The organism is Streptomyces sp. STAM6 (assembly GCF_054963715.1).
In genome coordinates this window covers 158,365-183,922 of record NZ_JBUEFZ010000013.1, presented here as the reverse complement: position 1 = coordinate 183,922, position 25,558 = coordinate 158,365, and the positions used below count along the sequence as shown (strand labels likewise).

At 70.4% G+C, this 25,558-nt stretch carries 26 protein-coding genes; 8 read left to right on the top strand and 18 right to left on the bottom strand.

The features are described from left to right. The 9 genes from ACY34K_RS18305 to ACY34K_RS18265 form a co-directional block, all read right to left on the bottom strand. Complete coding sequence (locus tag ACY34K_RS18305) at positions 1-1,410, bottom strand: ATP-binding protein (protein WP_462748273.1); 1,410 nt, start codon at positions 1,408-1,410, stop codon at positions 1-3. Between the two features lie 11 nt (positions 1,411-1,421). Next, positions 1,422-2,975, bottom strand: a complete 1,554-nt coding sequence (locus ACY34K_RS18300; protein WP_462748271.1) for an SCO6880 family protein — start codon at positions 2,973-2,975, stop codon at positions 1,422-1,424. Further along, on the bottom strand, positions 2,972-4,303 hold the full coding sequence (locus ACY34K_RS18295) for a hypothetical protein (RefSeq protein WP_462748269.1): 1,332 nt from the start codon (positions 4,301-4,303) through the stop codon (positions 2,972-2,974). Before ACY34K_RS18295 ends, ACY34K_RS18300 begins: the two co-directional genes overlap by 4 nt. Further along, the gene (locus tag ACY34K_RS18290) at positions 4,293-5,141 is read right to left on the bottom strand and encodes a hypothetical protein (RefSeq protein ID WP_462748267.1); all 849 of its coding nucleotides are present in this window, start codon (positions 5,139-5,141) and stop codon (positions 4,293-4,295) included. Before ACY34K_RS18290 ends, ACY34K_RS18295 begins: the two co-directional genes overlap by 11 nt. A gap of 120 nt (positions 5,142-5,261) precedes the next feature. Continuing rightward, positions 5,262-5,570: a hypothetical protein gene (locus tag ACY34K_RS18285; protein ID WP_462748304.1), complete on the bottom strand. Its 309-nt coding sequence runs from the start codon at positions 5,568-5,570 to the stop codon at positions 5,262-5,264. A 326-nt stretch (positions 5,571-5,896) separates the two neighbouring features. Further along, positions 5,897-6,577 carry a hypothetical protein gene (locus tag ACY34K_RS18280; protein ID WP_462748265.1) on the bottom strand — a complete coding sequence of 227 codons (681 nt, stop codon included), beginning with the start codon at positions 6,575-6,577 and terminating at the stop codon, positions 5,897-5,899. Beyond that, entirely contained in the window at positions 6,577-8,370 is a 1,794-nt protein-coding gene (locus ACY34K_RS18275; protein WP_462748263.1) for an alpha/beta hydrolase, read from the bottom strand. Before ACY34K_RS18275 ends, ACY34K_RS18280 begins: the two co-directional genes overlap by 1 nt. Before the next feature lie 6 nt (positions 8,371-8,376). Further along, the gene (locus ACY34K_RS18270; protein ID WP_462748260.1) at positions 8,377-8,616 is read right to left on the bottom strand and encodes a hypothetical protein; all 240 of its coding nucleotides are present in this window, start codon (positions 8,614-8,616) and stop codon (positions 8,377-8,379) included. A gap of 89 nt (positions 8,617-8,705) precedes the next feature. Next, a complete protein-coding gene (locus ACY34K_RS18265) occupies positions 8,706-9,275 on the bottom strand; it encodes a TetR/AcrR family transcriptional regulator (protein ID WP_462748258.1) in 570 nt (189 codons plus the stop codon). A gap of 99 nt (positions 9,276-9,374) precedes the next feature. Between ACY34K_RS18265 and ACY34K_RS18260 the strand changes: the two genes are divergently transcribed. The 4 genes from ACY34K_RS18260 (at position 9,375) to ACY34K_RS18245 (ending at position 13,207) form a co-directional block, all read left to right on the top strand. Beyond that, positions 9,375-10,250: an NAD(P)-dependent oxidoreductase gene (locus tag ACY34K_RS18260; protein ID WP_462748256.1), complete on the top strand. Its 876-nt coding sequence runs from the start codon at positions 9,375-9,377 to the stop codon at positions 10,248-10,250. 25 nt (positions 10,251-10,275) lie between these two features. Then, complete coding sequence (locus ACY34K_RS18255; protein WP_462748254.1) at positions 10,276-11,070, top strand: SAM-dependent methyltransferase; 795 nt, start codon at positions 10,276-10,278, stop codon at positions 11,068-11,070. Positions 11,071-11,351: 281 nt separating this feature from the next. Further along, positions 11,352-12,326, top strand: a complete 975-nt coding sequence (locus ACY34K_RS18250; protein WP_462748302.1) for a C40 family peptidase — start codon at positions 11,352-11,354, stop codon at positions 12,324-12,326. Positions 12,327-12,484: 158 nt separating this feature from the next. Further along, entirely contained in the window at positions 12,485-13,207 is a 723-nt protein-coding gene (locus tag ACY34K_RS18245) for a phosphatase PAP2 family protein (RefSeq protein ID WP_462748253.1), read from the top strand. Between the two features lie 121 nt (positions 13,208-13,328). Here the strand turns inward: ACY34K_RS18245 and ACY34K_RS18240 are convergent, their stop codons facing one another. Further along, a complete protein-coding gene (locus tag ACY34K_RS18240; RefSeq protein WP_462748251.1) occupies positions 13,329-13,535 on the bottom strand; it encodes a hypothetical protein in 207 nt (68 codons plus the stop codon). 86 nt (positions 13,536-13,621) lie between these two features. Between ACY34K_RS18240 and ACY34K_RS18235 the strand changes: the two genes are divergently transcribed. Next, positions 13,622-14,437, top strand: a complete 816-nt coding sequence (locus ACY34K_RS18235) for an SCO4651 family lipoprotein (RefSeq protein WP_462748249.1) — start codon at positions 13,622-13,624, stop codon at positions 14,435-14,437. 138 nt (positions 14,438-14,575) lie between these two features. Next, on the top strand, positions 14,576-14,701 hold the full coding sequence (locus ACY34K_RS18230; protein ID WP_462748308.1) for a hypothetical protein: 126 nt from the start codon (positions 14,576-14,578) through the stop codon (positions 14,699-14,701). A gap of 21 nt (positions 14,702-14,722) precedes the next feature. Here ACY34K_RS18230 and ACY34K_RS18225 read toward each other — a convergent pair whose 3' ends face one another. Next, positions 14,723-15,055 carry a metal-sensitive transcriptional regulator gene (locus ACY34K_RS18225; RefSeq protein WP_462748248.1) on the bottom strand — a complete coding sequence of 111 codons (333 nt, stop codon included), beginning with the start codon at positions 15,053-15,055 and terminating at the stop codon, positions 14,723-14,725. Positions 15,056-15,249: 194 nt separating this feature from the next. On the opposite strand from ACY34K_RS18225, the gene ACY34K_RS18220 reads away from it, so the two are divergent. After that, on the top strand, positions 15,250-15,870 hold the full coding sequence (locus ACY34K_RS18220) for a DUF47 domain-containing protein (RefSeq protein WP_462748246.1): 621 nt from the start codon (positions 15,250-15,252) through the stop codon (positions 15,868-15,870). 6 nt (positions 15,871-15,876) lie between these two features. Next, complete coding sequence (locus tag ACY34K_RS18215; RefSeq protein WP_462748245.1) at positions 15,877-16,875, top strand: anion permease; 999 nt, start codon at positions 15,877-15,879, stop codon at positions 16,873-16,875. A gap of 210 nt (positions 16,876-17,085) precedes the next feature. On the opposite strand, the gene pstB is transcribed toward ACY34K_RS18215, so the two are convergent. The 7 genes from pstB to ACY34K_RS18180 all read right to left on the bottom strand — a co-directional run bounded on the left by pstB (position 17,086) and on the right by ACY34K_RS18180 (position 25,457). Further along, positions 17,086-17,862 carry a phosphate ABC transporter ATP-binding protein PstB gene (gene pstB / locus ACY34K_RS18210; RefSeq protein WP_462748243.1) on the bottom strand — a complete coding sequence of 259 codons (777 nt, stop codon included), beginning with the start codon at positions 17,860-17,862 and terminating at the stop codon, positions 17,086-17,088. Positions 17,863-17,886: 24 nt separating this feature from the next. Continuing rightward, a complete protein-coding gene (pstA, locus tag ACY34K_RS18205; RefSeq protein WP_462748300.1) occupies positions 17,887-18,954 on the bottom strand; it encodes a phosphate ABC transporter permease PstA in 1,068 nt (355 codons plus the stop codon). Between the two features lie 8 nt (positions 18,955-18,962). Next, a complete protein-coding gene (gene pstC, locus ACY34K_RS18200; protein ID WP_462748241.1) occupies positions 18,963-19,949 on the bottom strand; it encodes a phosphate ABC transporter permease subunit PstC in 987 nt (328 codons plus the stop codon). 106 nt (positions 19,950-20,055) lie between these two features. After that, positions 20,056-21,186 carry a phosphate ABC transporter substrate-binding protein PstS gene (pstS, locus tag ACY34K_RS18195; RefSeq protein ID WP_462748238.1) on the bottom strand — a complete coding sequence of 377 codons (1,131 nt, stop codon included), beginning with the start codon at positions 21,184-21,186 and terminating at the stop codon, positions 20,056-20,058. Between the two features lie 725 nt (positions 21,187-21,911). Then, on the bottom strand, positions 21,912-22,325 hold the full coding sequence (locus ACY34K_RS18190; protein WP_462748236.1) for an NUDIX hydrolase: 414 nt from the start codon (positions 22,323-22,325) through the stop codon (positions 21,912-21,914). After that, positions 22,322-23,245 carry a CHAD domain-containing protein gene (locus ACY34K_RS18185; RefSeq protein ID WP_462748234.1) on the bottom strand — a complete coding sequence of 308 codons (924 nt, stop codon included), beginning with the start codon at positions 23,243-23,245 and terminating at the stop codon, positions 22,322-22,324. The genes ACY34K_RS18190 and ACY34K_RS18185 overlap by 4 nt, the downstream gene beginning before the upstream one ends. Further along, entirely contained in the window at positions 23,232-25,457 is a 2,226-nt protein-coding gene (locus tag ACY34K_RS18180; RefSeq protein WP_462748232.1) for an RNA degradosome polyphosphate kinase, read from the bottom strand. Before ACY34K_RS18180 ends, ACY34K_RS18185 begins: the two co-directional genes overlap by 14 nt. Positions 25,458-25,558: the final 101 nt, after the last annotated feature.

Genomic DNA, 25,558 nt, shown 5'->3' with positions numbered 1-25,558 from the left:
TCATGCCACCGTCGACTCTGAGGACGCGTTCATCTGCCGCTCGATGAGGGCCGCGCGCTGTTCCGCCTCCCACTCCGCGGCCTGGATGTCGTCGGGCAGCGCGGGCGCCGCCGACTCCGTCATCGCGCGGTCCGTGTAGACCAGCGGCCGTTCCGCCTCGGTGACCAGGTGTTTGACGACCTGTACGTTGCCGTTGACGTCCCAGACGGCGATACCGGGGGTGAGCGTCGGGATGATCTCGACCGCCCAGCGGGGCAGGCCGAGGACCCGGCCGGTCGCGCGCGCCTCGTCGGCCTTCTGGGCGTAGATCGTCCGGGTGGACGCCATCTTCAGGATCGCCGCCGCCTCGCGGGCCGCGGCCCCGTCGACCACGTCGCTCAGATGGTGGACGACCGCCACGAAGGACAGGCCGAGACGCCGCCCGAACTTCAGCAGACGCTGGAACAGCTGCGCCACGAAGGGGCTGTTGATGATGTGCCACGCCTCTTCGACCAGGAAGATGCGCTTCTTGCGGTCCGGCCGGATCCAGGTGTGTTCCAGCCAGACGCCCACGATGGCCATGAGGATCGGCATGGCGATCGAGTTGCGGTCGATGTGGGACAGGTCGAAGACGATGAGCGGGGCGTCGAGGTCGATGCCGACCGTCGTCGGGCCGTCGAACATGCCGCGCAGGTCACCGTCGACCAGCCGGTCCAGGACCAGCGCCACGTCGAGGCCCCAGGCCCGTACGTCGTCTATGTCGACGTTCATCGCCTCCGCGGACTCCGCCTCGGGGTGGCGCAGCTGCTCGACGATGTCGGTGAGGACCGGCTGCCGGTTGGTGATGGTCTGGTTGACGTAGGCGTGTGCCACCTTCAGGGCGAAGCCGGAACGCTCGTCCAGGCCGTGCCCCATGGCCACCTCGATGATCGTTCGCAGCAGCGCCAGCTGGCCCGTGGTGGTGATCGAGGGGTCGAGCGGGTTGAGGCGGATACCGTCGTCCAGCGCGGCCATCGGGTCCAGACGGATGGGCGTTATCCCCAGCTCCTGGGCGATGAGGTTCCACTCGCCGACACCGTCCTCGCCCTGCGCGTCGAGGACGACGACCTGCCGGTCGCGGAACCGGAGCTGGCGCAGCACGTACGTCTTCTCCAGGGCCGACTTTCCGTTGCCGGACTCGCCGAGCACCAGCCAGTGGGGGGCCGGGAGCTGCTGGCCGTACAGCTGGAACGGGTCGTAGATGTACCCCTTGCCGCTGTACACCTCGCGCCCGATGATCACGCCGGAGTCGCCGAGGCCGGGGGCGGCGGTCGGCAGGTAGACGGCCTGGGCCTGTCCCGTCGACGTACGCACGGGGAGCCGGGTCGTCTCGACCTTCCCGAACAGGAATGAAGTGAAGGCTTCGGTGAGGACGGACAGCGGATCTCGCATCAGTCAGGCCCCTATCGGCGGATGCCGGTCGCGAACGGCAACGTGTTCACAAAGGCCCGGTGGTGCTCGCGGTCGCACCACTCCAGCTTCAGATACGACTTGCCGGCCGAGGCCCTGATCGTCCGCTTGTCCCTGGCCAGGGCTTCGGGCGAGCGAGACGACACAGTGATGTACCCGACGAGATTGACGCCTGCCGCGCCGCTGGCGAGATCTTCACCCCGCTGGTCGAGTCGGCCGTGCGCCGCGATGTCGCGCGGGTCGACCGTGCGGTTCATCTTGGCGGCCCGGCTGGCCTCGGCCTCGTCGTTGGTCTTCTCCGTCAGCATGCGCTCGATGGCGATCTCGGTCGGTTCGAGGTCCATGCAGACCGCGACCGTACGGATCACATCGGGCGTGTGGACGAGCAGCGGAGCCAGGAAGTTGACGCCGACCGGGGTCATCGGCCACTCCTTCACCCAGGCGGTGGCGTGGCACCAGGGCGCGCGGGTCGAGGACTCGCGGGTCTTCGCCTGGAGGTACGTCGGCTCGACGGCGTCCAGCTCGGCGGGCCAAGCGTTTCGTTTCGTCATCGCCTGGATGTGGTCGATGGGGTGGTCCGGGTCGTACATCGAGTGCACCAGGGAGGCGAGGCGCGACTGGCCGAGGGGCTGGCGGACCCGGATGTCGGCCTCGGCGAGGCGGGCGCAGATGTCGGTGAGCTCACGGGCCATGACGACGGCGAGACCGGCGTCCTTGTCGAGCTTCTTGGCCCCGGAGGCCTGGCGGGCGGCGCGTGCCATGGTGTGCGCCTCGGCGGCCAGTTCGCGTGTGTAGTGCATGCAGGCGACCAGGTACGCCCGGTGCTGCTCGCTGGACGTGGAGACCATGGACTGCAACTGGTCGTAGGAGTCCTGGAGCCAGGCGGGGCTGGACGGGTCGCCGCGCTGGGCGACGTCCTTGGCGTGGGCGTCCGGGTCGGCGGGCAGGGTGCGGGCCAGCATCTGGAGCCGCGTGACGAAGCCGTCGCCGTTGGCGACGTGCTTGAGCAGGGTGCCGAAACGGTCCACCAGGGCTTCCTGGTCCTCGCTGTCGCGCAAGCCCACGCCCGGGCCCTCGATCTCGATCGCGGCGGTGACGGTGCGGCGGTCGGCGTGCAGCAGGACGGCGATCTCGTCCGGCCCGAACGGCGCGGCGAGCCAGCTGATACGGCCGATGCCGGGTGGCGGCCCGACCTCGACCTCACGCCCGTCGAGCCTGGTGCCCGCCTCGACCGTGCCGGAGCGGTACGTGGTGCCCCGGCGGAGGGTCCGCTTGTAGCTGCGGTTGATCTCGAACCATTTGTAGAAGGTGCGGCCCTTGAACGGGACGTACACCGCGGCCAGCGCGAGCATGGGGAAGCCCATGAGCGTCACGATCCGCAGGGAGAGGACGGGAACGAGCAGCCCGCTCATCATGCCGAGGAACGCGCCGGCGATGATCAGGGCGATCTCGCCGGTCTCGCGGTTCTTGCCGACGATCGCGTTCGGCCGGGCCCGGCCGATGAGATACGTACGGCGGGGCGTGATCGGTTGGGACTGGGTCGTCAACGCCCTCCACCTCCTGTGCTGGTGTTGCGGTTGCTGTGCGGGGTACTGCCCGTGGGGCTGGTGCTGCTGCGGGGCGGGGGCGCGGCGGGCGGAACGGATCCACCGCCGGCCCCGCCGCCGGTCGTCGAGGAGCGGGAACTGTGGGCGGCCACGCCGCCGGACACCGGGTTGGCGGGCCTCGCCTCGCCGCCGCCACGCTGGTGGTTGCGGCTGCTGTGGGTCTTGATGCCCTGGGAGACGAGCGCCGCCGGGGAGGAGATGACGGCCGCGGCCTGGGAGCCGTCGGTGGCCTGCTTGCGGTTCGTGCGGGCGGAGGCGATCTCGTCGCCGAAGCCGGGCACGAAGCGGTAGATCGCGGCGGACGCGAAGATCGCCAGCAGGATGATGGCGAGGCCGGAGACGACCGCGGAGAACGCGTCGGGGCCCTCGCCGGAGGACAGCGCCCCGGCGAGGCCCAGGACGATGACGATGACCGGTTTGACGAGGATGACCGCGATCATGATCCCGGCCCAGCGGCGGACGTGCCCCCACATGTTCTTGTCGACGAGCCCGGCGTAGACGGCGGTGCCGAGGAGGGCGCCGACGTAGAGCAGGGCCGCGCGGATGACGAGCTCGAGCCAGAGGATGCCGGCGGCGAGGACCGACACGAGCGAGACGACGATGAGCATGATCGGCCCGCCGCCGATGTCGTCGCCCTTCTTGAGCGCCTCGGCGAAGGACCCGAAGAAGGCGTCGGTCTGCCCGCCGGTGCCGCTGGCGATGACCTCGGTGATGCCGTCGGTGGCGGAGACGACGGTGTAGAGGATCAGCGGCGTGAAGGCGGAGGCGAGGACGGTGAGCCACAGGAACCCGATGGCCTCGGACAGCGCGGTCGCCAGCGGCACGCCCCGGATGGCCCGCTTGGCGACGGCCAGCAGCCACAGCACGAGCGTCAGCACGGTGGAGGCGGCGAAGACGACGGCGTACTGCTGGAGGAACTTGGGGTTGGTGAAGTCGACCTCGGCGGTGTTCTGCACGGCGTCGCTGAGCTTGTTGACCGTCCACGCGGCGGCGTCGGCGCAGCCACGAGCGAGAGAGGAGAGGGGGTCGAGGGCGGCGGCGGGGTCGGCGGGGGTGGAGCGGGCGCCGCTGCCGGGACCGCCCGATTCGCAGTAGTCCCGTGCGGGGCCGCGAATCAGGTCACAGGGGTTATTACTGGGGCTTGGAGTAGCGCTTGGTGTGGGGGTCGGGGCAGCGAATGCCGGACCGGCCAGCGTGATCACGGCAGCCTGCAGCGCTGCTGCCGTCGCGGTGATCGACAGGGCGCGTCGAGGTCGCTTAGCGGGCATAGGTGAACCCTCCGAACTGCTGGACGGCGCCGGCCATCTCCTCGGCGGTGGACGCGGCTTGGTCACGCCCAACTGGCGACGGGCCGTCCTTCTGGGTGAAGTCGGTGACCTTCCAGTCACCGTTGACCCACTTGAGGTTGAAGGTGTTCGTGTACCAGCTCTCGGAGACCGGGTTCTTGGAACCTTCACCGGCCAACCCGAACAACGCCGAGTACCACACGGACACGCTTGCGCTGTTGGCGTCGATCTTCTCCACCTTGGACCCAACCGGCGAGAAGCGGGAGATGAAGGTCAGGCCTGTCGGCGCCGTTCCATCGGCCTCCAGGCCGATCCTCTTGAGGAACTCGGCATCCGAATAGACCTTGTCCAGGTCCGCCTGGCGGGCGGCAGCCACATCGGGTGCGTACACGGCGTTCACGATCGCCTGGCGCGGGTCCTTCTGGTACATGCCGTCAGAGCCCAGGGCAACAAGGAAATTCGCCGCCGCACTCTGCGCCCCCTGTTCGTCGCGGGCGAAGCCCGCCGGGATCGTGCCGTTCTTGCCCGTCACCGGTTTGACGCCGGTCGCCGCGGTCGGGGCGGCCGCGCCGGCCGCGCGGGTGCCGGTCGCGGCGTCCTCGTCCTTGCCGCCGCCTCTGTTGGCGAACGCGATCGCGGCGATCAGCAGCACCACCACACCCACCACCGTGATGAGCGAGCGCGAGTTGCGGGCGGGGCGGCGGGCGCCGCCGTAGACGTCGCCGGTGGTCTCGGGCAGGCGCGTGCGGGTCTGGCCCGCGCCGCCCATGCCGCCGCCGCCCATGCCGCTTCCGCCGTCGTGCTCGTCGCCGAGGCTCATGACGGGTACGCCCCCTCAACCGATTGCTGTTCCGTGTGGTCGTAGTACGACGGTAGCCGTGTCTGGTGACTTGACATCAGGTGACGCAACCTCAAGGGGGTACTGAGCGCTGACGGCGGGTTAGACGGCCATCCCGTACACGATGGTGAACAGCGTCCCCAGCGAGCCGATGATGAAGACGCCGGTCAGGCCGGCCACGATCAGCCCCTTGCCCTGTTCGGCGCTGAAGGTGTCGCGGAGGGCGGTCGCGCCGATGCGCTGCTTGGCCGCGCCCCAGATCGCGATGCCGAGACAGAGCAGGATGGCCACGGCCATCACGACCTCGATCATGACGCGGGCCTCGTTTCCCAGGCTCCCGAAAGGCCCCCAGTTGGGGGCGATTCCGCCGATGATGGTGGTGATGTCGCCCTTTTCGGCCGCCAGGTTCATGTAACTCACCGCCCCTGTTGGGTAGTTCGACGCCCCTGCCCCATGGCACGGGTCATCGCACTATCTTCGCTGATGAAACCGCCCTCGTATGCCGACTTCGCGGGTCTCTTTACCCGATCCCCGCACGTTTGACCGATCCGGCTGCCGTGACCTGCGCCGGGTGTCGGACTGGTTGTCTACGCGTACGTCTATGGTCACTCTGTGTATCACGGAGCGTGACTCCGGGCAATCACTGTCGTTGTTACACCTCGGCCCTGCTGACACGGGCGCGGGGGCCGGGGCAGCAGGGCCGGGGGAGTGACCGGTGCCGGAGGTGGCGGTGGTCGTCAGTAGAGGCCGTTGAGGTCGGTGCCCTCGGGGGCGCGGTAGCAGCCGGAGACCACGTTGATCAGGATCAGGTTCTTCTTGGGGTCCTTGTCCCCGACCCACAGCTCGGCGTTGAGCGCGAACCGTTCCTTCCCGGAGTCGGCGGTGAGCTCCAGTGTCTTGGCGGCGCTGCTGTTCGGGCCGTACGAGACGACCTTCCAGCCGTGTTTCGGCAGGGCTTCCCTGAGGCGTTCGAAGCCCTTCTTCAGTTCGTCGTCGGTGACGCCGTAGAGGGACCAGGGGTGGCGTGTCCTGAAGAGGTGGTCGGGGTCCTCCTCGCAGGTGGAGGCGCCGGGGCCCGGCTTCGTCGTGGCGCCCTGCTTGATGCCGATCATGTCGAAGATCTGGCTGGAGACCGTCCTGGTCCTGGTCTTGGCCTCTTCGACGCCGAGGGTGGCCGGGGTGTAGTCGAGTCCGCTGTCGTCCATGGCGTTCGAGCATCCCGTCGCGAGTGCAGTGAGGGTGAGAAGAGAGGTGAGGAGGGCGGATGCGCGCCGTCGGCGCGTACGGGGCGTGGTGCGTGCGCCCTCCGCGTGACCGGGGGCGGGCGCGGTGCCGTGACCGGTGCCCCTTCGGGTGCCGGGACCGGTGCCCTGGCGGGTGCCGGAGCCGGTGGGGGTTCCCGGGTCGGTTCGGCTCATCAGTCGTCCTCGCTCACCCTGTCGTACTGGCCGACGACCACCTTCGCCTGGTTCTTCAGGCTCTCCGAGCCCCGGTTCCAGTAGTCGCTGTGGCCGCCCGTGTCGACGTCCATCCGGTGGGCCCCGAATGCCTCGTCGGACGGGACGGTCTGGATGTATCCGGCGTTGAAGGGGATGCCGTTCCAGGTCTCGACGCCCCACTTGTACCCGCCGAGGCCGGCGATCTTGCCGCCCGCCGGCACGGGGTCGTTCCAGGCCGCCTCGGACCACACGTGGTCCTTGCCCACGTCGAGGTCGCCGGCCTCGGCGACCATCATGCCGGGGCTGCCCGCGACCACGATGTCGTCGGCGGACAGGTCGCCCTTGTTGGAGGCGTCGCCGACGACGGTGGAGCCGTAGCTGTGGCCGATGATCGTGGTGTGGCTCTTGTCGGCGCCGCCCTGGGCGGTCTCCAGGCCGTCCATGAACTGGTTCAGCTTCGGGGAGCCGTCGTACGCCCACTGCTTCTGCATGGCCTCGGGGACGATGCTCTGCGGCGGGTCGTAGCCGAGCCATGTGATGGTGGAGACGTTGGAGCCGGGGGCCTGGGACTGCGTCTCGCGCCACAGCTCGGTCATCCGGTTGATGTCGCCGCTGATGGATTCCAGCTTGGTCGTGGTGCCGGGGACGTAGACGGCGGTGTGGTCGGCGGTGTCGGGGTTGCCGTTGGCGATGATCGCGCGGCCGGTGCCGTGTTTGTCGAAGCCGAGCACGTACGCCTGGGGGAGTTCGGAGGCCGGGACGTCGAGCCGCTTCTGGATCGCCTCCATGCCCTTGAGCTCGGCCTTCAGTCGCGTACCGCCGTCCTTGTCCCACTTCTCCCAGGCCGGGTTCTTGATGGCGGCGGGGTAGGTGCCGTTGGGGTTGGCGATGTACTGCTGCGGCTCCGGGCCCAGCTTGGCGAGGTCCAGCTGCGTCTGGGCGCGGGTCTCGGCGAGGACCATGCGGTTGGCGTCGTCCCGGACGGCGGAGGGGATGCCGTCGAGGGCGCCGATGGAGGCCGGGTAGAGGGTGGCGTACTCGTCGCGCTGTTCCTGGGTGAGGCCGTTCCACCATGCGGCGTTGTCCTTGGCGGACTTGCCCTTGGGGATCTTGTTGTCGTCGGCGTAGGTGCCGGCGGCGTCCTGCAGGGCCTTGGTGTCGGCGGCGGCGTCGGCGAGGGTCTTGTCGTCGACGGTGAGGCCGGGGCCGGCCTTGAGCTTGGCGAGGACGCCGGAGTAGCGGCCGTCGATCTCGGCGGCCTCGCGCAGGGCGCCGTTGATCTTCTCGGCGATCTCCTCGGCCTTGCCCTTGTTGGAGTCGCCGTTGGCCTCGCCCTGGCCGGGGAGCATGGGGACGGGCGCGCCGGGGGTGGCGGTGCCGCGGCCGCCGGGGAGTTTGGTGGGGGCTTCCGGCGACTGGGGGTACTCGACGGAGCCGTCGGCGTGGACGGTGAACTTGAGGTTCGCGGCGTCCTCGAGTGCCTGCTTGAGCTTCTTCTGGGGGCCGGCGAGTTCGTGGGCGAGGCCGTTGAGGGCGGTCCGTATGAGTCCGCACTCGGTGTGGAGGTACTGGTAGTTGCGGCTGAGCTGCTCCAGGTCGCCGACGGCGGCCTTGGCGCTGTCGCCCTTCTGCGTGTCGCGGATCGTCGCGAGCATCTCGTTGTCGACGCGGTCCTTGTCGGCGTTGGCGCGGCTGGAGACCTTGCCCCAGCCGTCGGCCGCGTCGGTGTACTCGGAGAGCTTGAGGTCGCGCAGTTGCTGCCAGGTGGGCATCGTCGGTCAGCTCCCGCTCGTGGGCTGTTGGGGCGCGGCCTCGGCGGTCTCCTCCTCGGTGGCGGTCTCGCGTTGCCGGAGGACCGGTTCACCGACCGTGTCCCCGTACGAGCCCCAGGAGGGTCTCGGGTCGGCGTTCGGTTCCGGACCGTCACCGCCGCCGGGGCCCGTGGCCGGAGCCGGGGGCGTCGCGGTGGTGGACTCGTCTGTTCCGAGCAGTTCGCCCCATGCGGCGTCGAGCGCCATGTGGTCCCCCGTCGTCAGGCTGCTTCAGGTGTGGCCGGGTTGCTGGTGCGAACCTAACAACAAAGGGATGGCGCGCTGTCGTCGGGGGCTCAACGGTAGCTGGAGACGAGGCGCGCGAGATGCCGCCCGGCGGTGAGCAGGGGCTCTTCGCTGCGGGTGACCTGGGCGGTCACCTCGGCGCCTTCCAGGGTGTTGATGACGGTCGTCGCGAGCTCGCGGGCGTCGTCGGCGGGAAGACCGGAGGCGCGGAGTCTGTCGGCGACGAGGTCCTGCCATCCCTTGAGCGCCGTGGCGCAGGCGCGCTGGATGTCGGAGTCGGTGCCGAGGGTCTCCAGGGCGGTGGCGGTGATGGGGCAGCCGTCGACCCAGCCCGATGCCCGCAGTGCGGTGGCGAGGAGGCGGGCGCAGTCCTCGACGGCGGCCGCGGGGTCGTCCTGGCCGGCCAGTGCCTGGCGGAGGAGCGCGGCGAACTCCTCCTCGCCGTGCTGGATGGCGGCGACGGCGACGGCTTCCTTTCCACCGGGGAAGAAGTGGTAGACGGAGCCGAGGGTGGCGTCGGCCTCCTTGGCGAGCTGCTTGATGCCCGTGCCGACGTAGCCCTGGCGCTGGATGAGGCGGGCGGCGGCGACGACGATCCGGTCACGGGTGCTGGTCTGCATGGGCGGATCCTACCGAGCGATTGAGTAGAGCGTTCGTTCTAGCGGTGTGCTACGGTCGGGCCGTGCTCTGGATAGAGCGTTCGTTCTAGGGAGGGTTTCATGAACACCAAGGCTGCCGTGACCGTGATCGGACTGGGCCCCATGGGACAGGCCATGGCGGGGGCGTTCCTCGACCGCGGGTACCACGTGACCGTCTGGAACCGCACCCCCGGCCGTGCGGACGCGCTGGTCGCGCGCGGTGCCGTACTCGCCGGCTCGCCCGGCGCGGCCCTCGCGGCCAGTGAGCTGGTGGTGCTGAGCCTCACCGACTACGAGGCGGTGTACGCCGTGCTCGGCGCCGCCGGGCCGGATGACCTCGCGGGCCGTGTCCTGGTCAACCTCAGCTCCGACACCCCCGCGAAGGCGCGGGCCGCGGCGGCGTGGGCGGCCGAGCGCGGCGCCACCCAGCTGACCGGCGGGGTGCTGACCCCGCCGTCCGGCATCGGCAGCCCGGAGTCGTCCACCTTCTACAGCGGCCCCCGCGAGGTGTTCGAGGCGCACCGGGGCACGCTGGAGGTGCTGACCGGCACGGACTACCGGGGCGAGGACCCGGGCCTGGCCGCGCTCTACTACCAGCTGACCATGGTGATGTTCTGGACGGCCATGGCCAGTTACTGGCAGGCGGTGGCCCTGGCCGACGCGCACGGGCTGAAGGCCGCCGACATCCTGCCGTACGCCGTGAACGCCCTGGACGTCACCCAGTTCCTGGAGTTCTACACGCCGCGGATCGACGCGGGAGACCACTCCGGGGACGTGGACCGGCTCGCGATGGGCCTGGCCAGCGCCGAGCACGTCCTGCACACGGTCACCGACGCCGGAGTGGACGGCGCGCTCCCCGAGGCGGTCCTCGGCCTCTTCCGCCGCGGCATGGCGGCCGGGCACGCCGCGGACAGCTTCTCCAGCGTGATCGAGCTGCTGAAGAAGCAGCCTGTGTGACAGGCGAGTTGGGTACGTTGGCGGCGTGACCGACTTTCTCTCGCGGATCGACACGAGCAGGCCGCACACGGCCCGCATCTGGAACTACTGGACCGGGGGCAAGGACAACTACCCCGTCGACCGGGAGGCCGGCGACCGGATCCGGGAGCTCCACCCGGGGATCGGGGACTACGCCCGCGCCGACCGGTTGTTCCTGGGGCGGGCCGTCCGCCACCTGGCCGCCGAGGAGGGCATCCGCCAGTTCCTGGACATCGGCACGGGCCTGCCGAGCGCCGACAACACCCACGAGGTCGCCCAGCGGGTCGCCCCGGACGCGCGCGTGGTGTACGTCGACAACGACCCGCTCGTCCTCGCCCACGCCCGTGCCCTGCTCGTCGGCACTCCCGAGGGCCGCACGGACTACCTGGACGCCGACCTCCGCGACGTCGACACCATCCTGGAGGCGGCGTCCAAGACCCTCGACCTCGACCGCCCGGTGGCCCTCATGCTGCTGGGCGTCGTCATCTTCCTGCCGGACGACGAGGAGTCGTACGACGTCGTACGCCGCCTGACGGCCGCCCTGGCCCCCGGCAGCCACCTGGTGCTCTCCCACACCGTCGTCCACCCGGCGATGCCGGAGGTCGACGCGGCGGTCGCCTTCTGGAACGAGCACGGCACCCCCAAGCTCACCCAGCGCACCCCCGAGGCCGTCACCCGCTACTTCGACGGCCTCTCGCTCCTCGACCCGGGCGTCGTCTCCTGCAACCGCTGGCGCCCGGACGACCCGGCCGCGGCGGCGGACGAGGTCGCGATGTTCGCGGGGGTGGCGCGAAAGGACTGAGGGCTCGGTGGCAGCCGGGCACCCGGCCGGGCACACAGCAGCCCCCCGGCCCGAACCCCGAACGCGAAGGCCAACGGCACGCCCTTCGACGGCGCGGTGGTCCCCGGCCTCGATGCGCGTTCCGGCCTCCGGTCCGCGAACACCCCCGTCGCAACCCCGCCGTCCGCCCCCTGACGCGGCCCCGGCCGCCTAGAATTGCGCGGGGCGGACTGCCATGAGGTGAGGGGTGGTTGACGGTGCGTAAGGTCTGGCTGGTCGCCGGGGCGTCCGTCGGGCTGTGCATGAGCTTCGTCGCGCTGCTCGTCGTCGGCACGTACTCCGCGGCCGCCGGACTCTTCGGCGGGGCCGGGGGAGCCGTGGGCGGAGTCGTCGGGCTGGCGAAGGGGGCCGTGCCCGCGGCGTACCAGCCGCTCGTGCAGAAGTGGGGCAACCTCTGCCCCGCCATCAACCCCGCCCTGCTCGCGGCACAGCTGTACCAGGAGAGCGGCTGGAACCCCAAGGTCACCAGCCCCGCCAACGCCATGGGGATCGCGCAGTTCATCCCGGGCACCTGGGCCACGCACGGGATCGACGGGGACAAGGACGGCGACCGGGACGTGTGGGACCCGGCGGATGCCATCCCGTCAGCCGCCTCCTACGACTGCGAGTTGGCCGGCTACGTCAAGAAGGTGCCCGGCGATCCGACGAACAACATGCTCGCCGCCTACAACGCCGGGGCGTACCGGGTCATCAAGAGCGGTGGGGTGCCCCGCATCAGTGAGACGCAGAACTACGTGCGGATCATCCGGACGCTGGAGAAGAGCTTCGCGCGGCCCGTCGGGCGCGTGGAGCCGTCGCGGCAGGCGGCCGGGGCCATCTACTTCGCGCAGAAGAAGCTCGGAACGCCGTACCTGTGGGGCGGGAACGGGACGCCCGAGCAGAACGGCCGTTTCGACTGTTCGGGCCTGACCCAGGCGGCGTACCGCACCGTGGGCATCGAGCTGCCGCGCGTGGCGAACGACCAGTACAACGCGGGGCCGCACCCCTCGCGGGACGAGTTGCTCCCCGGTGACCTGGTGTTCTTCTCGGACGACCTGACCAACTCCCGGGCCATCCGGCACGTGGGGCTGTACGTCGGCGGCGGGTACATGATCAACGCGCCGTTCACCGGGGCCGTGATCCGGTTCGACAAGATCGACACCCCCGACTACTTCGGTGCGACCCGCGTGACGGAGGATGGCGCGAAGGCGTTGCCGACGACGCCGCCGGATGCCTGAACGTGGCCGGAACTCTCCGTTACGACCGGGCCCTGAGCTGCGATGACGTATCACTCTTCGATAACGTCATGGTGATCGTTCGGTGGAGAGTGGAACGTACGCCTCAGGCAGGTCGTTCCCTGGAGTGACCACAGTGACAAGGCAAGGGGCCGCAGCAGATGGCTGGACTCGCATCGGATGGTTCGAACCCCGATGTCAGCCTGCTCTACGACATCAATGGGCTCGCCAAGAGTGCCCCGTCGTGGCTCGACCGTGTCATGGAGTTCGTCGGTGAGTACGGGATCATCCTCGCGATGGTCCTCGTCGTGCTGTGGTGCTGGTGGAGCGTGCGCCGGCGCGGCAGCCTCGAGGATTCGGTCGCCTCGGTCACCGGCCTGATCTGGGCGCCGCTGGCCGCCGGGATCGCCCTTCTGGTCAACATCCCGATCCGCGGTTTCGTCGAACGGCCCCGGCCCTTCCTCGACCACCAGGGGCTGGAAGTCCTCGTCGACGGCAAGACGGACTTCTCGTTCGTCAGCGACCACGCCACCATGGCGATGGCGATCGGCGTCGGTCTCTTCGTCGCCAACCGGAAGTTCGGGCTCGCCGCCATCGGCCTGGCCCTCGCCGAGGGCTTCTGCCGGGTGTACATGGGCGTGCACTATCCGACCGACGTCGTCGGCGGGTTCGCGCTCGGTACGGCGGTGGCGCTGCTCCTCGCCCCGGTGGCGCTCGCACTGCTCACCCCGGTGGTCTCGGCGCTCGCCCGCTCGGAGCGGGCCGGACGGCTGGTCCGGTCGAGCCGGGCGCCGCTGTGGGAGCGGCACGAGACGCTGGACATCCCCGAGCCGCGTCTCGGCGGCCCCGGTTCCGGCAACGGCGAGAACGACCTGGCCGCCTAGGGCACCCGCCCCCGGCCCCTCGCGCCCCCGCCCCCTCTCCCCCTCGCGCCTCTCGGACGGTGCCGTGGCCGCCGTGCCCGCCCGCGCGGGACGGCCGACCCTCGGGCGGCCCGTCGGCGCCTCAGGCGCCGTCGGACGGTGGGGCTGTCATGTGCGCCCGGGCGTCCGTGCGGGCCCGGTCCCTCGACCTCCTGGCCGGCCCGGCCCAGCCGCAGCTGCAGCGGGCGATGCAGAACGATCCGCGTTCGACGGTGGTCGCCTCGTGGGCGCCCGTGACGGAGGGCGCCGGGTCATGCGGGTGCACGCCTCCACGGTACGGCGGGGGCATGCGTGACGAGGAGCCCGGGTGGTCGTTATCCGGGACGGGCGGGGGTCTCGTGCAGGCAGCGTCTAGGCGTTGGGGGTTGGCAGGCGATGGTGGTGCAGCAGCACAGGCGCGGGAGCGGCGCGTTCGCCGTCGCCGCCGTGGTGGTGGGCGTGTTGGTCAGCGGATGTTCCGGTCCGGCCGACGCCCGGCCCGGTGTCGAGCCGTTCGACGCCGTCCGCAACGTTCCGGACGCGCTGGCCCGGGCGGGCACGTCCAAGGCGCGTACGTCGATGGAAATGGCGACGGGCGGTACCCGCGTCACGATCCGGGGCGAGGGCGCGTACGACTTCCGGAAGTGGTCGGGCCGGCTCAAGGTCGTCCTGCCCGACGACCCCGCGGGCGCCGACGAGCACCGGCCGATCACCGAGCTGCTCGCCCCCGGAGCGCTGTACATGAAGAACCGCGGCGCCGGTGTCCCCGCCGACAAGTGGGTGCGCGTCGACACCACGACGCTGGCCGACGGCAATCTGGTGACGGGCGGGGCGACCGACCCGGGAGCCGCCGTCGAACTGCTGCTCGGTGTCCGTCGGGTGAGCTACGTCGGGGAGGAGGAGCTCGCCGGTGTGGCGGTCACCCACTACCGCGGCGTCACCGACATCGGGCACGCCGCCCGGGCCGCGTCGCCGCAGCTGCGCGGGGCGCTCGCTGCGGCGGCGAAAGGGTTCGCCAAGGACACGGTGCCTTTCGACGTGTACCTGGACCGGGAGGGGCGGCTGCGGAAGGTGCGCCACCAGTTCAGTTTCGTCAACGCGGGGCGGACAGTCGCCGTCGCCTCGACGACGCTGCTGTACGAGTTCGGTGCCCCCGCCGTCGTACAACTGCCGCCGCGGGAGGACATCTACGCCGGGAAGATCAAGGCCTGATGGTGTCTTCGGGGCCGGAAGAATGGTCCGGACGTGCCATGCGCGGTGTGTGTCCCGCTCCTTACGCTAGGAACTCGACACCGGCAGGAAGAGGTGATGCACGTGGCCCCGGCCCCTCCTACGACAGTTCAGGACCACGTGGCCCTCGCCGAGATCGAGCTGTGCGGTGAGCTGATGATCGCGGCGTCCGCCGCGGACGGGGAGCGACTCAGCGCGGACCTCATCGACGAGGTGCTGAACGTCACGCCGGCCGCGCCCCACTGACCGAGGGTGATCGGGCCGGGCTCAGGTCCGCATCATGCGGGCGATCGCCTTGGTGGCCTCCTCGACCTTCGCGTCGATCTCGTCCCCTCCCTTGACCGCCGCGTCGGCGACGCAGTGGCGCAGGTGCTCCTCCAGCAGTTGGAGCGCGAAGGACTGGAGGGCCTTCGTGGACGCGGAGACCTGGGTGAGTATGTCGATGCAGTAGACGTCCTCGTCGACCATCCGCTGCAGGCCGCGGATCTGGCCCTCGATGCGGCGCAGCCGCTTGAGGTGTTCGTCCTTCTGTTTGTGGTACCCGTGCACGCCGTGGTCGTTGTCCGTGACCGGAAGGCCGGCCGCCTCGGTGGTCGTCATCGCGTGCTCCCGTTGTCCAGAAAGGGCATGTATACCCCTCGTGGGTATATGTTACCGATCCCCGCCCGTACCCGCGGGGCCCCGTTCGGTTCACTGTGCCTGATGGGCGACACTGAAGGGACGCCGGTTAGCCGTGGCCGGACGATGCGCCTAGCATCAGCCTGACCGAAACCCATGCACCCCGAGGACCCCACGTGCGCTTTCGTCTGACCCCCAGGGAGACGAGCTTCTACGACATGTTCTCCGCCTCCGCGGACAACATCGTCACGGGCTCGAAACTCCTGATGGAACTGCTCGGGGCGGATTCCTCCGCCCGGGCCGAGATCGCGGAGCGGATGCGGGCAGCGGAGCACGCGGGCGACGACGCCACGCACGCGATCTTCCACCAGCTGAACTCCTCGTTCATCACGCCGTTCGACCGCGAGGACATCTACGCGCTCGCGTCCTCCCTCGACGACATCATGGACTTCATGGAGGAGGCCGTCGACCTGGTCGTCCTCTACAACGTCGAAGAGCTGCCCAAGGGTGTCGAGCAGCAGATCGAGGTACTGGCGCGGGCGGCGGAGCTGACCGCGGAGGCGATGCCGCACCTGCGGACGATGGACAACCTCACCGAGTACTGGATCGAGGTCAACCGGCTGGAGAACCAGGCCGACCAGATCCACCGCAAGCTGCTCGCCCACCTCTTCAACGGCAAGTACGACGCCATCGAGGTACTGAAGCTGAAGCAGATCGTGGATGTGCTAGAAGAGGCGGCCGACGCCTTCGAGCACGTGGCGAACACGGTGGAGACCATCGCGGTCAAGGAGTCCTGAGGCTTCGTGGACACCTTCGCACTGGTCGTGACCATTGGTGTCGCGCTCGGTTTCACCTATACGAACGGCTTCCACGACTCGGCGAACGCCATTGCCACGTCGGTGTCGACGCGGGCGCTGACCCCGCGTGCCGCCCTGGCGATGGCGGCGGTCATGAACCTCGCCGGTGCCTTCCTCGGCAGCGGCGTCGCCAAGACCGTCAGTGAAGGCCTGATCGAGACGCCCGAGGGGTCGCGGGGGATGGGCATCCTCTTCGCGGCGCTGGTCGGCGCGATCGTGTGGAACCTGATCACCTGGTACTTCGGGCTGCCGTCGTCGTCCTCGCACGCGCTGTTCGGCGGCATGGTCGGAGCGGCGCTGGCCGGCGGCACCGAGGTGATCTGGTCGGGCGTGGTCGACAAGGTCGTGATCCCGATGTTCGTCTCGCCGGTCGTGGGTCTGATCGCCGGCTACCTGGTGATGTGCGTCATCCTGTGGCTCTTCCGCAAGGCGAACCCGCACAAGGCGAAGCGGGGCTTCCGTATCGCGCAGACGGTGTCCGCGGCCGGCATGGCCCTCGGTCACGGTCTCCAGGACGCCCAGAAGACCATGGGCATCGTGGTGATGGCCCTGGTCATCGCCGACGTCGAGAACGCGGGCGACCCGATCCCGGTCTGGGTCAAGATCGCCTGTGCGGTGATGCTGTCGCTGGGTACGTACGCGGGCGGCTGGCGCATCATGCGCACCCTCGGCCGCAAGATCATCGAGCTGGATCCGCCGCAGGGTTTCGCCGCGGAGACCACGGGGGCGTCGATCATGTTCGGCTCCGCGTTCCTGTTCCACGCGCCGATCTCGACGACGCACGTCATCACCTCGGCGATCATGGGCGTCGGCGCGACGAAGCGGGTCAACGCGGTGCGCTGGGGTGTCGCGAAGAACATCATCCTGGGCTGGTTCATCACGATGCCGGCGGCGGCGCTGGTGGCGGCGGTGAGCTTCTACATCGTGCAGCTGTTCTTCGGCTGACGGGTGCCGCCCGGTTCTGCCGGGGGTCCGGGGGTGGTCCCCCGGGGTGCCGTATCACGATGCCGGCGGCGGTGAGCTTCTCCGTCGTGCGGCTGTTCTTCGGCTGACGCCCGCACCTGCGCAAACGGATGGGCCCGCCCCCTGGGAGAGGGGGCGGGCCCTTGCCTTGCGGTGGCACCGCCATGCAGCACCGCAAGGAGCGAAGGGGGCCTATCCGAAGCGGCCGGAGATGTAGTCCTCGGTCGCCTGGACCGACGGGTTGGAGAAGATGCGCTCCGTGTCGTCGATCTCGATCAGCTTGCCCGGCTGGCCCACGGCCGCCAGGTTGAAGAACGCCGTACGGTCCGAGACGCGGGCCGCCTGCTGCATGTTGTGGGTCACGATGACGATCGTGAACCGTTCCTTCAGCTCGCTGATCAGGTCCTCGATCGCCAGCGTGGAGATCGGGTCGAGCGCCGAGCACGGCTCGTCCATCAGCAGGACGTCCGGCTCGACCGCGATCGCGCGGGCGATGCACAGGCGCTGCTGCTGGCCGCCCGAGAGGCCGGAGCCCGGCTTGTTGAGGCGGTCCTTGACCTCGTTCCAGAGGTTCGCGCCCTTGAGGGAGCGCTCGACGACGTCGTTGAGCTGCGCCTTCTTGTAGGAGCCGTTCAGCCGCAGGCCGGCCGCCACGTTGTCGAAGATCGACATCGTCGGGAAGGGGTTCGGGCGCTGGAAGACCATGCCGACCGTGCGGCGCACGGCGACCGGGTCGACGTCCTTGCCGTAGAGGTTCTCGTCGTCCAGCATCACCTTGCCCTCGACGCGGCCACCCGGGGTGACCTCGTGCATCCGGTTCAGGGTGCGCAGGAAGGTGGACTTGCCGCAGCCGGAGGGGCCGATGAAGGCCGTCACGGAGCGGGGCTCGACGGTCATCGAGATGTCGTCGATCGCCTTGTGGGAGCCGTAGTACGCGGTGAGGCCGCTGACGTCGATTCGCTTGGCCATGTGAATCACTACTTCCAGGAGGCCTTAGCGGCCGGTCTTCGGGGCCTTCCAGCGGGCGATGCCGCGGGCCACCAGGTTGAGGATCATGACGAAGGCGATCAGGACGAGGGCGGCGGCCCAGGCGCGGTCGTACGACGCCTCACTGCCGACCCTGTACTGCTCCCAGATGTAGAAGGGGAGCGAGGACTGGGCACCTTCGAACGGGTTCGTGTTGATCAGCTGGCTGCCGAAGACCAGCAGCATGATCGGGGCGGTCTCACCTGCGATGCGGGCGATCGCGAGCATCACACCCGTGGTGATACCCCCGATCGCGGTCGGGATGACCACTTTCAGGATGACGCGCCACTTCGGCACACCGAGGGCGAGGGCGGCCTCGCGCAGCTCGTTCGGTACGAGCTTGAGCATCTCCTCGGTGGAGCGGACCACGACCGGGATCATCAGGATCGCCAGGGCCAGCGCGCCCATCAGGCCGGACGGCTGGAGGCCCGCGATCAGCATGATCGACAGGATGAAGAGACCGGCGACGATGGACGGGATGCCGGTCATGACGTCCACGAAGAACGTCACGGCCTTGGCCAGCGCGCCCTTGCCGTACTCGACGAGGTAGACGGCGGTCAGCAGGCCGATCGGCGCGGAGACGAGGGTGGCGAGGCCGACCTGCTGCAGGGTGCCGACGAGGGCGTGGTAGACGCCGCCGCCGGGCTCGAAGCCGGGGACGCCGGCCATGGAGTGGGTGAGGAAGTACGCGTCGAGGACCTTGATGCCCCGGCTGACCGTCACCCAGATCAGGGAGAACAGCGGGACGACGGCGAGGACGAAGCACACCCAGACGACGCTGGTGGCCAGGCGGTCCTTGGCCTGCCGCCGGTTCTCGACGGCCGAGGTCACGGTGTACGAGACGACGACGAAGAGCGCGGCGGCGATCAGGCCCCACTGGATGCGGCTCTCGAGGCCGGTCGCGATGCCGATGCCGATGCCGAGGGCGATCGACACGACGGCGAAGCCGGCCGGGGCCCAGCGGGGCAGACGGCGGTGGCTCAGGCTGTCCTTGCCGGGGAGGGGGGCGGCCTGGGCGGGGGCGTCCTGGATCATGTTGCTCATTACGCGTTGGCCCCCGAGTACTCCTTGCGGCGCGCGATGATCAGGCGGGCCGCGCCGTTGACCAGCAGGGTGAGGATGAAGAGCACCAGGCCGGAGGCGATCAGGGCGTCACGGCCGAGCTCGTTGGCCTCGTCGAACTTCGCGGCGATGTTCTGGGCGAAGGTGCCGCCGCCCGGGTCCAGCAGGTGCAGCGAGATCACGAAGCTGGGGGAGAGGACGGTCGCGACGGCCATCGTCTCGCCGAGCGCGCGGCCGAGGCCGAGCATCGAGGCGGAGATGACGCCGGAGCGGCCGAAGGGCAGCACGGAGAGGCGGATGACCTCCCACCGGGTCGCGCCGAGGGCCAGGGCGGCCTCCTCGTTCATGCGCGGGACCTGGAGGAAGACTTCGCGGGAGACGCTGGTCACGATCGGCAGGATCATGATCGCCAGCAGGATGCCGACGGTGAACAGCGAGCGGGCGACGCCGACCTCGGTCTTGTCGAAGATGTACGTCCAGCCGAAGAACTCGTCCAGCCAGAGGTTGAGGCCCTCCAGGTACGGGACGAGGAAGAGGGCGCCCCAGATGCCGTAGATGATCGACGGCACGGCGGCCAGCAGGTCGACCACGTAGGCGAGGGGGGCGGCCAGCTTGCGCGGCGCGTAGTGCGAGATGAACAGCGCGATGCCGACGGCGATCGGAACGGCGATCACCATGGCGATGACCGAGCTGACGATCGTGCCGAAGAGCAGTACCGCGATGCCGAAGACGGGGGGCTGGCCTGCCGGGTTCCAGTCGAAGGTGGTGAGGAAGTTGCCTTCGTTCTGGGACAGCGCGAGGGAGGCCCGATAGGTGAGGAACACGGCGATCGACGCCATGATCACCAGGAGCAGGATGCCCGAGCCGCGGGACAGACCGAGGAAGATCTTGTCGCCCGCGCGGCCGGTGGACGTGCCCGGCTTCCTGGGAACCGGCGGAGCCGGTGCGTTGTCAGTCGTTATAGCCATGGTCTTTCCGGTCTGTGTGGGGGAAGTCCGCGGTGTGCGGCTCCCCTGGCGGCGGTGCACCGGAGGGGGCCGGCCCGGAGGGGTGTTCCGGGCCGGCCGCTGCGTCCTAGGAGAGGCCGTTGACCGTCTCGCGGACCTTCGTGTTGATCTCGGCGGGGATCGGGGCGTAGCCGGCCTCGGTCAGGACCTTCTGGCCCTCCTCGGACGCGGTGTAGGTCAGGAAGGACTTGACCGTGCCCAGGGTGTCGGCCTTGTTGCCGGTGTCGCAGACGACCTCGTAGGTGACGAGGACGATCGGGTAGGCGCCCTCGGCCTTGGTCGTGTAGTCCAGGTCGAGCGCCAGGTCCTTGCCGGTGCCCTTGATCTTGGCGGCGGCGATGGCCTTGGAGGCGTTCTCCGAGGTGGCCGGGACCGGGGCGGCGGCGCCCGTGTTGATCTGCACGGTCGGGATGGACTGCGAGGTGGCGTACGAGAGCTCGAAGTAGCCGATCGCGCCCTCGGCCTGCTTCACCTGGGCGGCGACGCCGGAGGAGCCGGAGGCGGCCTGGCCACCGGGGGCCGGCCACTTCTTCTCGGCCTCGTAGGGCCAGTCCGCCTTGGCGGCCTTGCCGAGGTACTTGCCGAGGTTCTGGGTGGTGCCGGAGTCCTCGGAGCGGTGGAAGGCCTGGATCGGGGTGCTCGGGAGCTTGGCGTTCGGGTTGAGCTTGGCGATCGCCGGGTCGTTCCAGGTCTTGATCTTGTCGTTGAAGATCTTGGCGATCGTCGGGGCGTCGAGGACGAGGTCCTTCACGCCGGGCAGGTTGTAGCCGATCGCGATCGGGCCGCCGACCATGGGCAGGTTGATGCCCTGGCCGCTCTTGCAGATCTTCTTGGACTCGGAGACCTCGTCGGGCTTGAGCGCCGAGTCGGAGCCGGCGAAGCCGACGGTGCCCTGGTTGAAGGCGATGATGCCCTCGCCGGAGGAGGAGGACTTGTAGTTGATCTCCACGCCGGGGCAGGCGGCCATGTAGTTCTTGACCCAGAGGTCCATGGCGTTCTTCTGCGCGCTGGAACCCGAGGCCAGCAGCTGGCCCTTCGCGCCGTCGCACTTGATGTTCGACGCGGCGCCGGTCTTCTTGCCACCGTCGGCGCCGCCCGTGTTGTCGTCCGAACCACACGCCGTGAGGACCAGGGCGCCGGACACGGCGAGGGCACCGAGCGCGGTGGCGCGAAGCCCGTTCTTGCGCTGAAGCTTCACTTTCGGGTGTTCCTTCCAGGAGCCGCCGGTCGCGTCCTGTCGCCGGCCTTCGGCCGATGGTGCTGTGACGACGTTCCACGGCGGCGTGTGTCGGGGTGGTGGGCGGCTCGGCACAGGGCCGGGTCGCCGGGTACTGCCGAAATTAGGCAGAACAGGTGACGTGGCCGACGGGGGAGAGTGAACGAAAGGTGAACCGTGACGGAAGCCGCGGTGTGGGGCATTGTCGCGGGGCGCCGGGGCCGTGCGCGGGCGCTCTTGCGTGGCGTGGCGCGGTGTGCGGTACCCGGCCGGGGGCGCTCCCGCGCGGAGTGGAGCGCGGTGCTCGGGGGCGTCGGCGTCCGGCCGGGCGCGGGTCGCGGGGCGGCCGGGCGCGGGTCGCGGGGCGGCCGGGCGCTGTCGTGCGCCGGTCGCGCGGTGGCCGGACGGTGGCCGGGTGCGGGTGTGGGCGCGGGTCGTGCGCCGGTCGGATCCCCGGGCCGGTACCCACCCGGACCACCCGTGCGAGTGCGCGGTGCGGGTGAAGGGATGCCGCCCGAGCGGGTGAACACCGTGCGCCCCAGGTGCGGGGCGAGGCGTGCCGGCGGTCGCCGCGCCGCGTCGGCCGGCTCGGCGCCCGCGGCCCCGGCGTCGGGTCCTGCGGGTTCGCGGGGCGCGTGCGCCGCACGGGACGCCGAGTACCGGGGGTGGTGCCCGGCGCCCGGGAGGCGCCGCGCGCGCGTGCGGACTCAGTCCGTCGCCTCCGAGGCGAGGAACGTGTCGATGAGCTTCTTGTCGAGGTCGTACGTGAGCCGGGAGCGGGCGGGCGCCGGGGGCAGCCACAGGAGCTCGTCCACCTCACGGTTGGGCTCGAAGGAGCCGCCCGTCGCCTCGGCCGCCCAGTAGCGGACCTCCTTGGGGCGGCCGCCGACCTCGTAGTGGGCGGTGGGCAGCTCCGGGCCGAGGGCGCACGTCATGCCGGTCTCCTCCAGCACTTCCCGGAGCGCCGCCTCGCGCGCCTCCTCACCGTCCTCCAGCTTGCCCTTCGGCAGCGACCAGTCCGCGTGCTTGCGGCGCCGGATCACCGCGATCTCGATGGCCCCACCGTCGGGGGAGCGCCGCCAGAGCACGCATCCGGCCGCCCGGATCACCGGTCTGTTCATGTCGTCACCACCTGGCGCTGCCAGGCCCGCTGGAAGGCGTACCGCGCCGCCTCCACGTCGTGCCGCTGGTCGGCGTGGAGGACGCCGAGCGCGTACGCCGTCGCGGGGGCGATGCGCGGGGTGCGGGCGGCGCTCGCGGCGGCGGCCGCGGCCTCCGCCGCGTCCCGGTGCCGGTCCAGCGCGCGACCCGCCTCGTACAGCACCGGGTCGCCGCCCCGTACCTCTCGCGCGTACCGGTGCAGCCGCAGCAGGGCCCGTACGTGGTGCCAGGGCGCGTCCTGCTGTTCGCCGCCCACGGCCGGGCTCATCGGCAGGGTGGCCACGGCGTCCAGCAGGCGCCGTTCCACGGCCTCCGCCGACGGGGTCAGCACCTCGCCGGCCGGTGCGGACGCGGCCGGGCCGAGCGGCACCTCCGAGGCGAGCAGCGCGACCGCGTCGGCGAGCGCGTGGAACCGGGAGGAGCCGAGGGCCTGCAGCGCGGCCGAGTGGGCCCGGGTCCGGGCGAGCGTGAGCTGCCGCTCCAGCAGCGCCCCGGCCCTGGCGGCGCCCACCGAGAGGGCCTCGCGGCCGGACCGGGGTGCCGGGACGCCCGCCGTGCCGCCGGACAGCCGGGCGAGCGCGTCGATCAGCCGGACGAGCCGTGAGGTGCAGGCGTGTTCCTGGCCGAGCGTGCCGGACAGCCAGGCCAGTTCGGTGCGCAGCTGGTCGGCCCAGGCGGCGTCGAGGAGGGGACGGAAGGTGTGCAGGGTTCCGCTGATCCGGCGGGCGGCCGCGCGCAGCGCCCGGGCCGCCTCCTCGGCGCCCGCGGTGTCGACGCCGCTCTCCGAGTGCAGCCGCAGGCCGCGGAGGAAGTCCGCGGCCCGGGCGTGGAGGTACGGCGCCAGGACGTCGCCGGCCGGGACCTGGTCAGGGTTGAGCACGCCGGCGCCTCCGCGCGTCTATGAGCATCTCCTGGACATGCCGCAGCGGCTGTCCGTCCGGGTCGGTCGCGTGCCGCGTCCAGTCGCCGTCCGGGCCGAGGTGCCAGGAGGAAGTGGTGTCGGACATGCCCGTCTCCAGCATCCGGTTGAGGGACGCGCGGTGGGACGGGTCGGAGACCCGCACGAGGGCCTCTATCCGCCGGTCGAGGTTGCGGTGCATCATGTCGGCGCTGCCGAACCAGACTTCGGCTTCGCCGCCGTTGCCGAAGGCGAAGATCCGGGAGTGTTCGAGGAAGCGCCCGAGCACCGAGCGCACCCGGATGTTCTCGGAGAGGCCGGTGACGCCGGGCCGGACGGCGCAGATGCCGCGGACCCAGATGTCGACCGGCACTCCGGCCTGGGAGGCCCGGTAGCAGGCGTCGATGACGGCCTCGTCGACCATCGAGTTGACCTTGATGCGGACGTAGGCGGGGCGGCCGGCGCGGTGGTGGACGATCTCCTTGTTGATCCGGGAGATCAGGCCGTCGCGCAGGGACTTGGGGGCGACGAGGAGGCGCCGGTAGGTCTCGCGCCGCGAGTACCCCGACAGCCGGTTGAACAGGTCGGACAGGTCGGCGCCGACCTGCGGGTCGGCGGTCAGCAGTCCGAGGTCCTCGTAGAGCCGGGCGGTCTTGGGGTGGTAGTTGCCGGTGCCGACGTGGCTGTAGCGGCGCAGGATGTCGCCCTCCTGGCGGACCACCAGGGACAGCTTGCAGTGGGTCTTGAGGCCCACGAGGCCGTACACGACGTGGCAGCCGGCCTCCTCCAGCTTGCGCGCCCACTTGATGTTCGCCTGCTCGTCGAAGCGGGCTTTGATCTCGACGAGGACGAGGACCTGCTTGCCGGACTCGGCGGCGTCGATGAGCGCGTCGACTATGGGGGAGTCGCCGGAGGTCCGGTACAGCGTCTGCTTGATCGCCAGGACGTCGGGGTCGGCGGCCGCCTGCTCCAGGAAGGCCTGCACGGACGTGGAGAACGAGTCGTACGGGTGGTGGAGCAGGACGTCCCGCTCCCGCAGTGCGGCGAAGACGTCGGGCGCGGAGGCGGACTCGACCTCGGCGAGGTCCCGGTGGGTGCCGGCGACGAACTTCGGGTACTTCAGCTCGGGCCGGTCCAGGGCGGAGATCCCGAACAGCCCGGTCAGGTCCAGCGGCCCGGGCAGCGGGTAGACCTCGGCGTCGGAGACCTTGAGCTCGCGGACGAGGAGGTCGAGGACGTACGGGTCTATCGACTCCTCCACCTCCAGGCGGACCGGCGGCCCGAAGCGGCGCCGCATGAGTTCCTTCTCCAGGGCCTGGAGGAGGTTCTCGGCGTCGTCCTCCTCGACCTCCAGGTCCTCGTTCCGGGTCACCCGGAACATGTGGTGGGCCAGCACCTCCATGCCGGGGAAGAGCTCCTCCAGGTGCGCGGCGATGACGTCCTCGAGCGGGACGTAGCGCTGGGGGGACGCCTCCAGGAACCGGGTCAGCAGCGGCGGGACCTTCACGCGGGCGAAGTGGCGGTGGCCGCTGACCGGGTTGCGGACGACGACGGCCAGGTTCAGGGAGAGCCCGGAGATGTACGGGAAGGGGTGGGCCGGGTCGACGGCGAGGGGCGTGAGGACCGGGAAGATCTGCTGCCGGAAGAGGGTGAAGAGGCGGGCCTGTTCCTTCTCGGTGAGCTCGGGCCAGCGGATGAGGTGGATGCCCTCGTCGGCCAGGGCCGGGGCGATGTCCTGCTGGAAGCAGGCGGCGTGCCGGGCCATGAGCTCCCGCGAGCGGGTCCAGATCAGGTCGAGGACCTCGCGGGGCTGGAGGCCGGAGGCCGAGCGGGTGGCGACCCCGGTGGCGATGCGGCGCTTGAGGCCGGCCACCCGGACCATGAAGAACTCGTCCAGGTTGGAGGCGAAGATCGCCAGGAAGTTCGCTCGTTCGAGGAGGGGGGTCGCGGGGTCCTCGGCGAGCTCCAGCACCCTTTCGTTGAAGGCGAGCCAGCTGCGTTCACGGTCGAGGAACCTGCCCTGGGGCAGTTCGGCGTTCGGGCCGTCCTCCTCGTAGCCGTCGAGATCGGCATCGAGATCGGGGGCGAGGCCGGACACGGGCGCGGCGGCCACGGTGTGCGGCCGGTGCGCGGCTATGGAACCGACGGACGGCTGGGCGGGCTGGACCTGGACCTCGGCGGGCTGCTGGCTCATGGCACCATTCTTCCGCGCGTCGGGCTGGTCAGGCGCGTCGGAGGGGGCCGTGGTGGAGGGAAGTGTCCCTTGGGGGCGGCGCGGGGGCTTCCCCAGGGGCG

Bases quoted from the DNA above. Each gene is read 5' to 3' on its own strand.
- ACY34K_RS18265 (WP_462748258.1), bottom strand. From the start codon at position 9,275: ATGCAGACCAGCACCCGTGACCGGATCGTCGTCGCCGCCGCCCGCCTC.
- ACY34K_RS18270 (WP_462748260.1), bottom strand. From the start codon at position 8,616: ATGGCGCTCGACGCCGCATGGGGCGAACTGCTCGGAACAGACGAGTCC.
- ACY34K_RS18290 (WP_462748267.1), bottom strand. From the start codon at position 5,141: ATGAGCCTCGGCGACGAGCACGACGGCGGAAGCGGCATGGGCGGCGGC.
- pstB (WP_462748243.1), bottom strand. From the start codon at position 17,862: ATGGCCAAGCGAATCGACGTCAGCGGCCTCACCGCGTACTACGGCTCC.
- ACY34K_RS18180 (WP_462748232.1), bottom strand. From the start codon at position 25,457: ATGAGCCAGCAGCCCGCCGAGGTCCAGGTCCAGCCCGCCCAGCCGTCC.
- ACY34K_RS18250 (WP_462748302.1), top strand. From the start codon at position 11,352: ATGAGCTTCGTCGCGCTGCTCGTCGTCGGCACGTACTCCGCGGCCGCC.
- ACY34K_RS18235 (WP_462748249.1), top strand. From the start codon at position 13,622: ATGGTGGTGCAGCAGCACAGGCGCGGGAGCGGCGCGTTCGCCGTCGCC.
- ACY34K_RS18260 (WP_462748256.1), top strand. From the start codon at position 9,375: ATGAACACCAAGGCTGCCGTGACCGTGATCGGACTGGGCCCCATGGGA.
- ACY34K_RS18225 (WP_462748248.1), bottom strand. From the start codon at position 15,055: ATGACGACCACCGAGGCGGCCGGCCTTCCGGTCACGGACAACGACCAC.
- ACY34K_RS18190 (WP_462748236.1), bottom strand. From the start codon at position 22,325: ATGAACAGACCGGTGATCCGGGCGGCCGGATGCGTGCTCTGGCGGCGC.
- ACY34K_RS18275 (WP_462748263.1), bottom strand. From the start codon at position 8,370: ATGCCCACCTGGCAGCAACTGCGCGACCTCAAGCTCTCCGAGTACACC.
- ACY34K_RS18240 (WP_462748251.1), bottom strand. From the start codon at position 13,535: ATGCCCCCGCCGTACCGTGGAGGCGTGCACCCGCATGACCCGGCGCCC.
- pstC (WP_462748241.1), bottom strand. From the start codon at position 19,949: ATGGCTATAACGACTGACAACGCACCGGCTCCGCCGGTTCCCAGGAAG.
- ACY34K_RS18280 (WP_462748265.1), bottom strand. From the start codon at position 6,577: ATGAGCCGAACCGACCCGGGAACCCCCACCGGCTCCGGCACCCGCCAG.
- ACY34K_RS18245 (WP_462748253.1), top strand. From the start codon at position 12,485: ATGGCTGGACTCGCATCGGATGGTTCGAACCCCGATGTCAGCCTGCTC.
- ACY34K_RS18285 (WP_462748304.1), bottom strand. From the start codon at position 5,570: ATGAACCTGGCGGCCGAAAAGGGCGACATCACCACCATCATCGGCGGA.
- ACY34K_RS18295 (WP_462748269.1), bottom strand. From the start codon at position 4,303: ATGCCCGCTAAGCGACCTCGACGCGCCCTGTCGATCACCGCGACGGCA.
- pstA (WP_462748300.1), bottom strand. From the start codon at position 18,954: ATGATCCAGGACGCCCCCGCCCAGGCCGCCCCCCTCCCCGGCAAGGAC.
- ACY34K_RS18305 (WP_462748273.1), bottom strand. From the start codon at position 1,410: ATGCGAGATCCGCTGTCCGTCCTCACCGAAGCCTTCACTTCATTCCTG.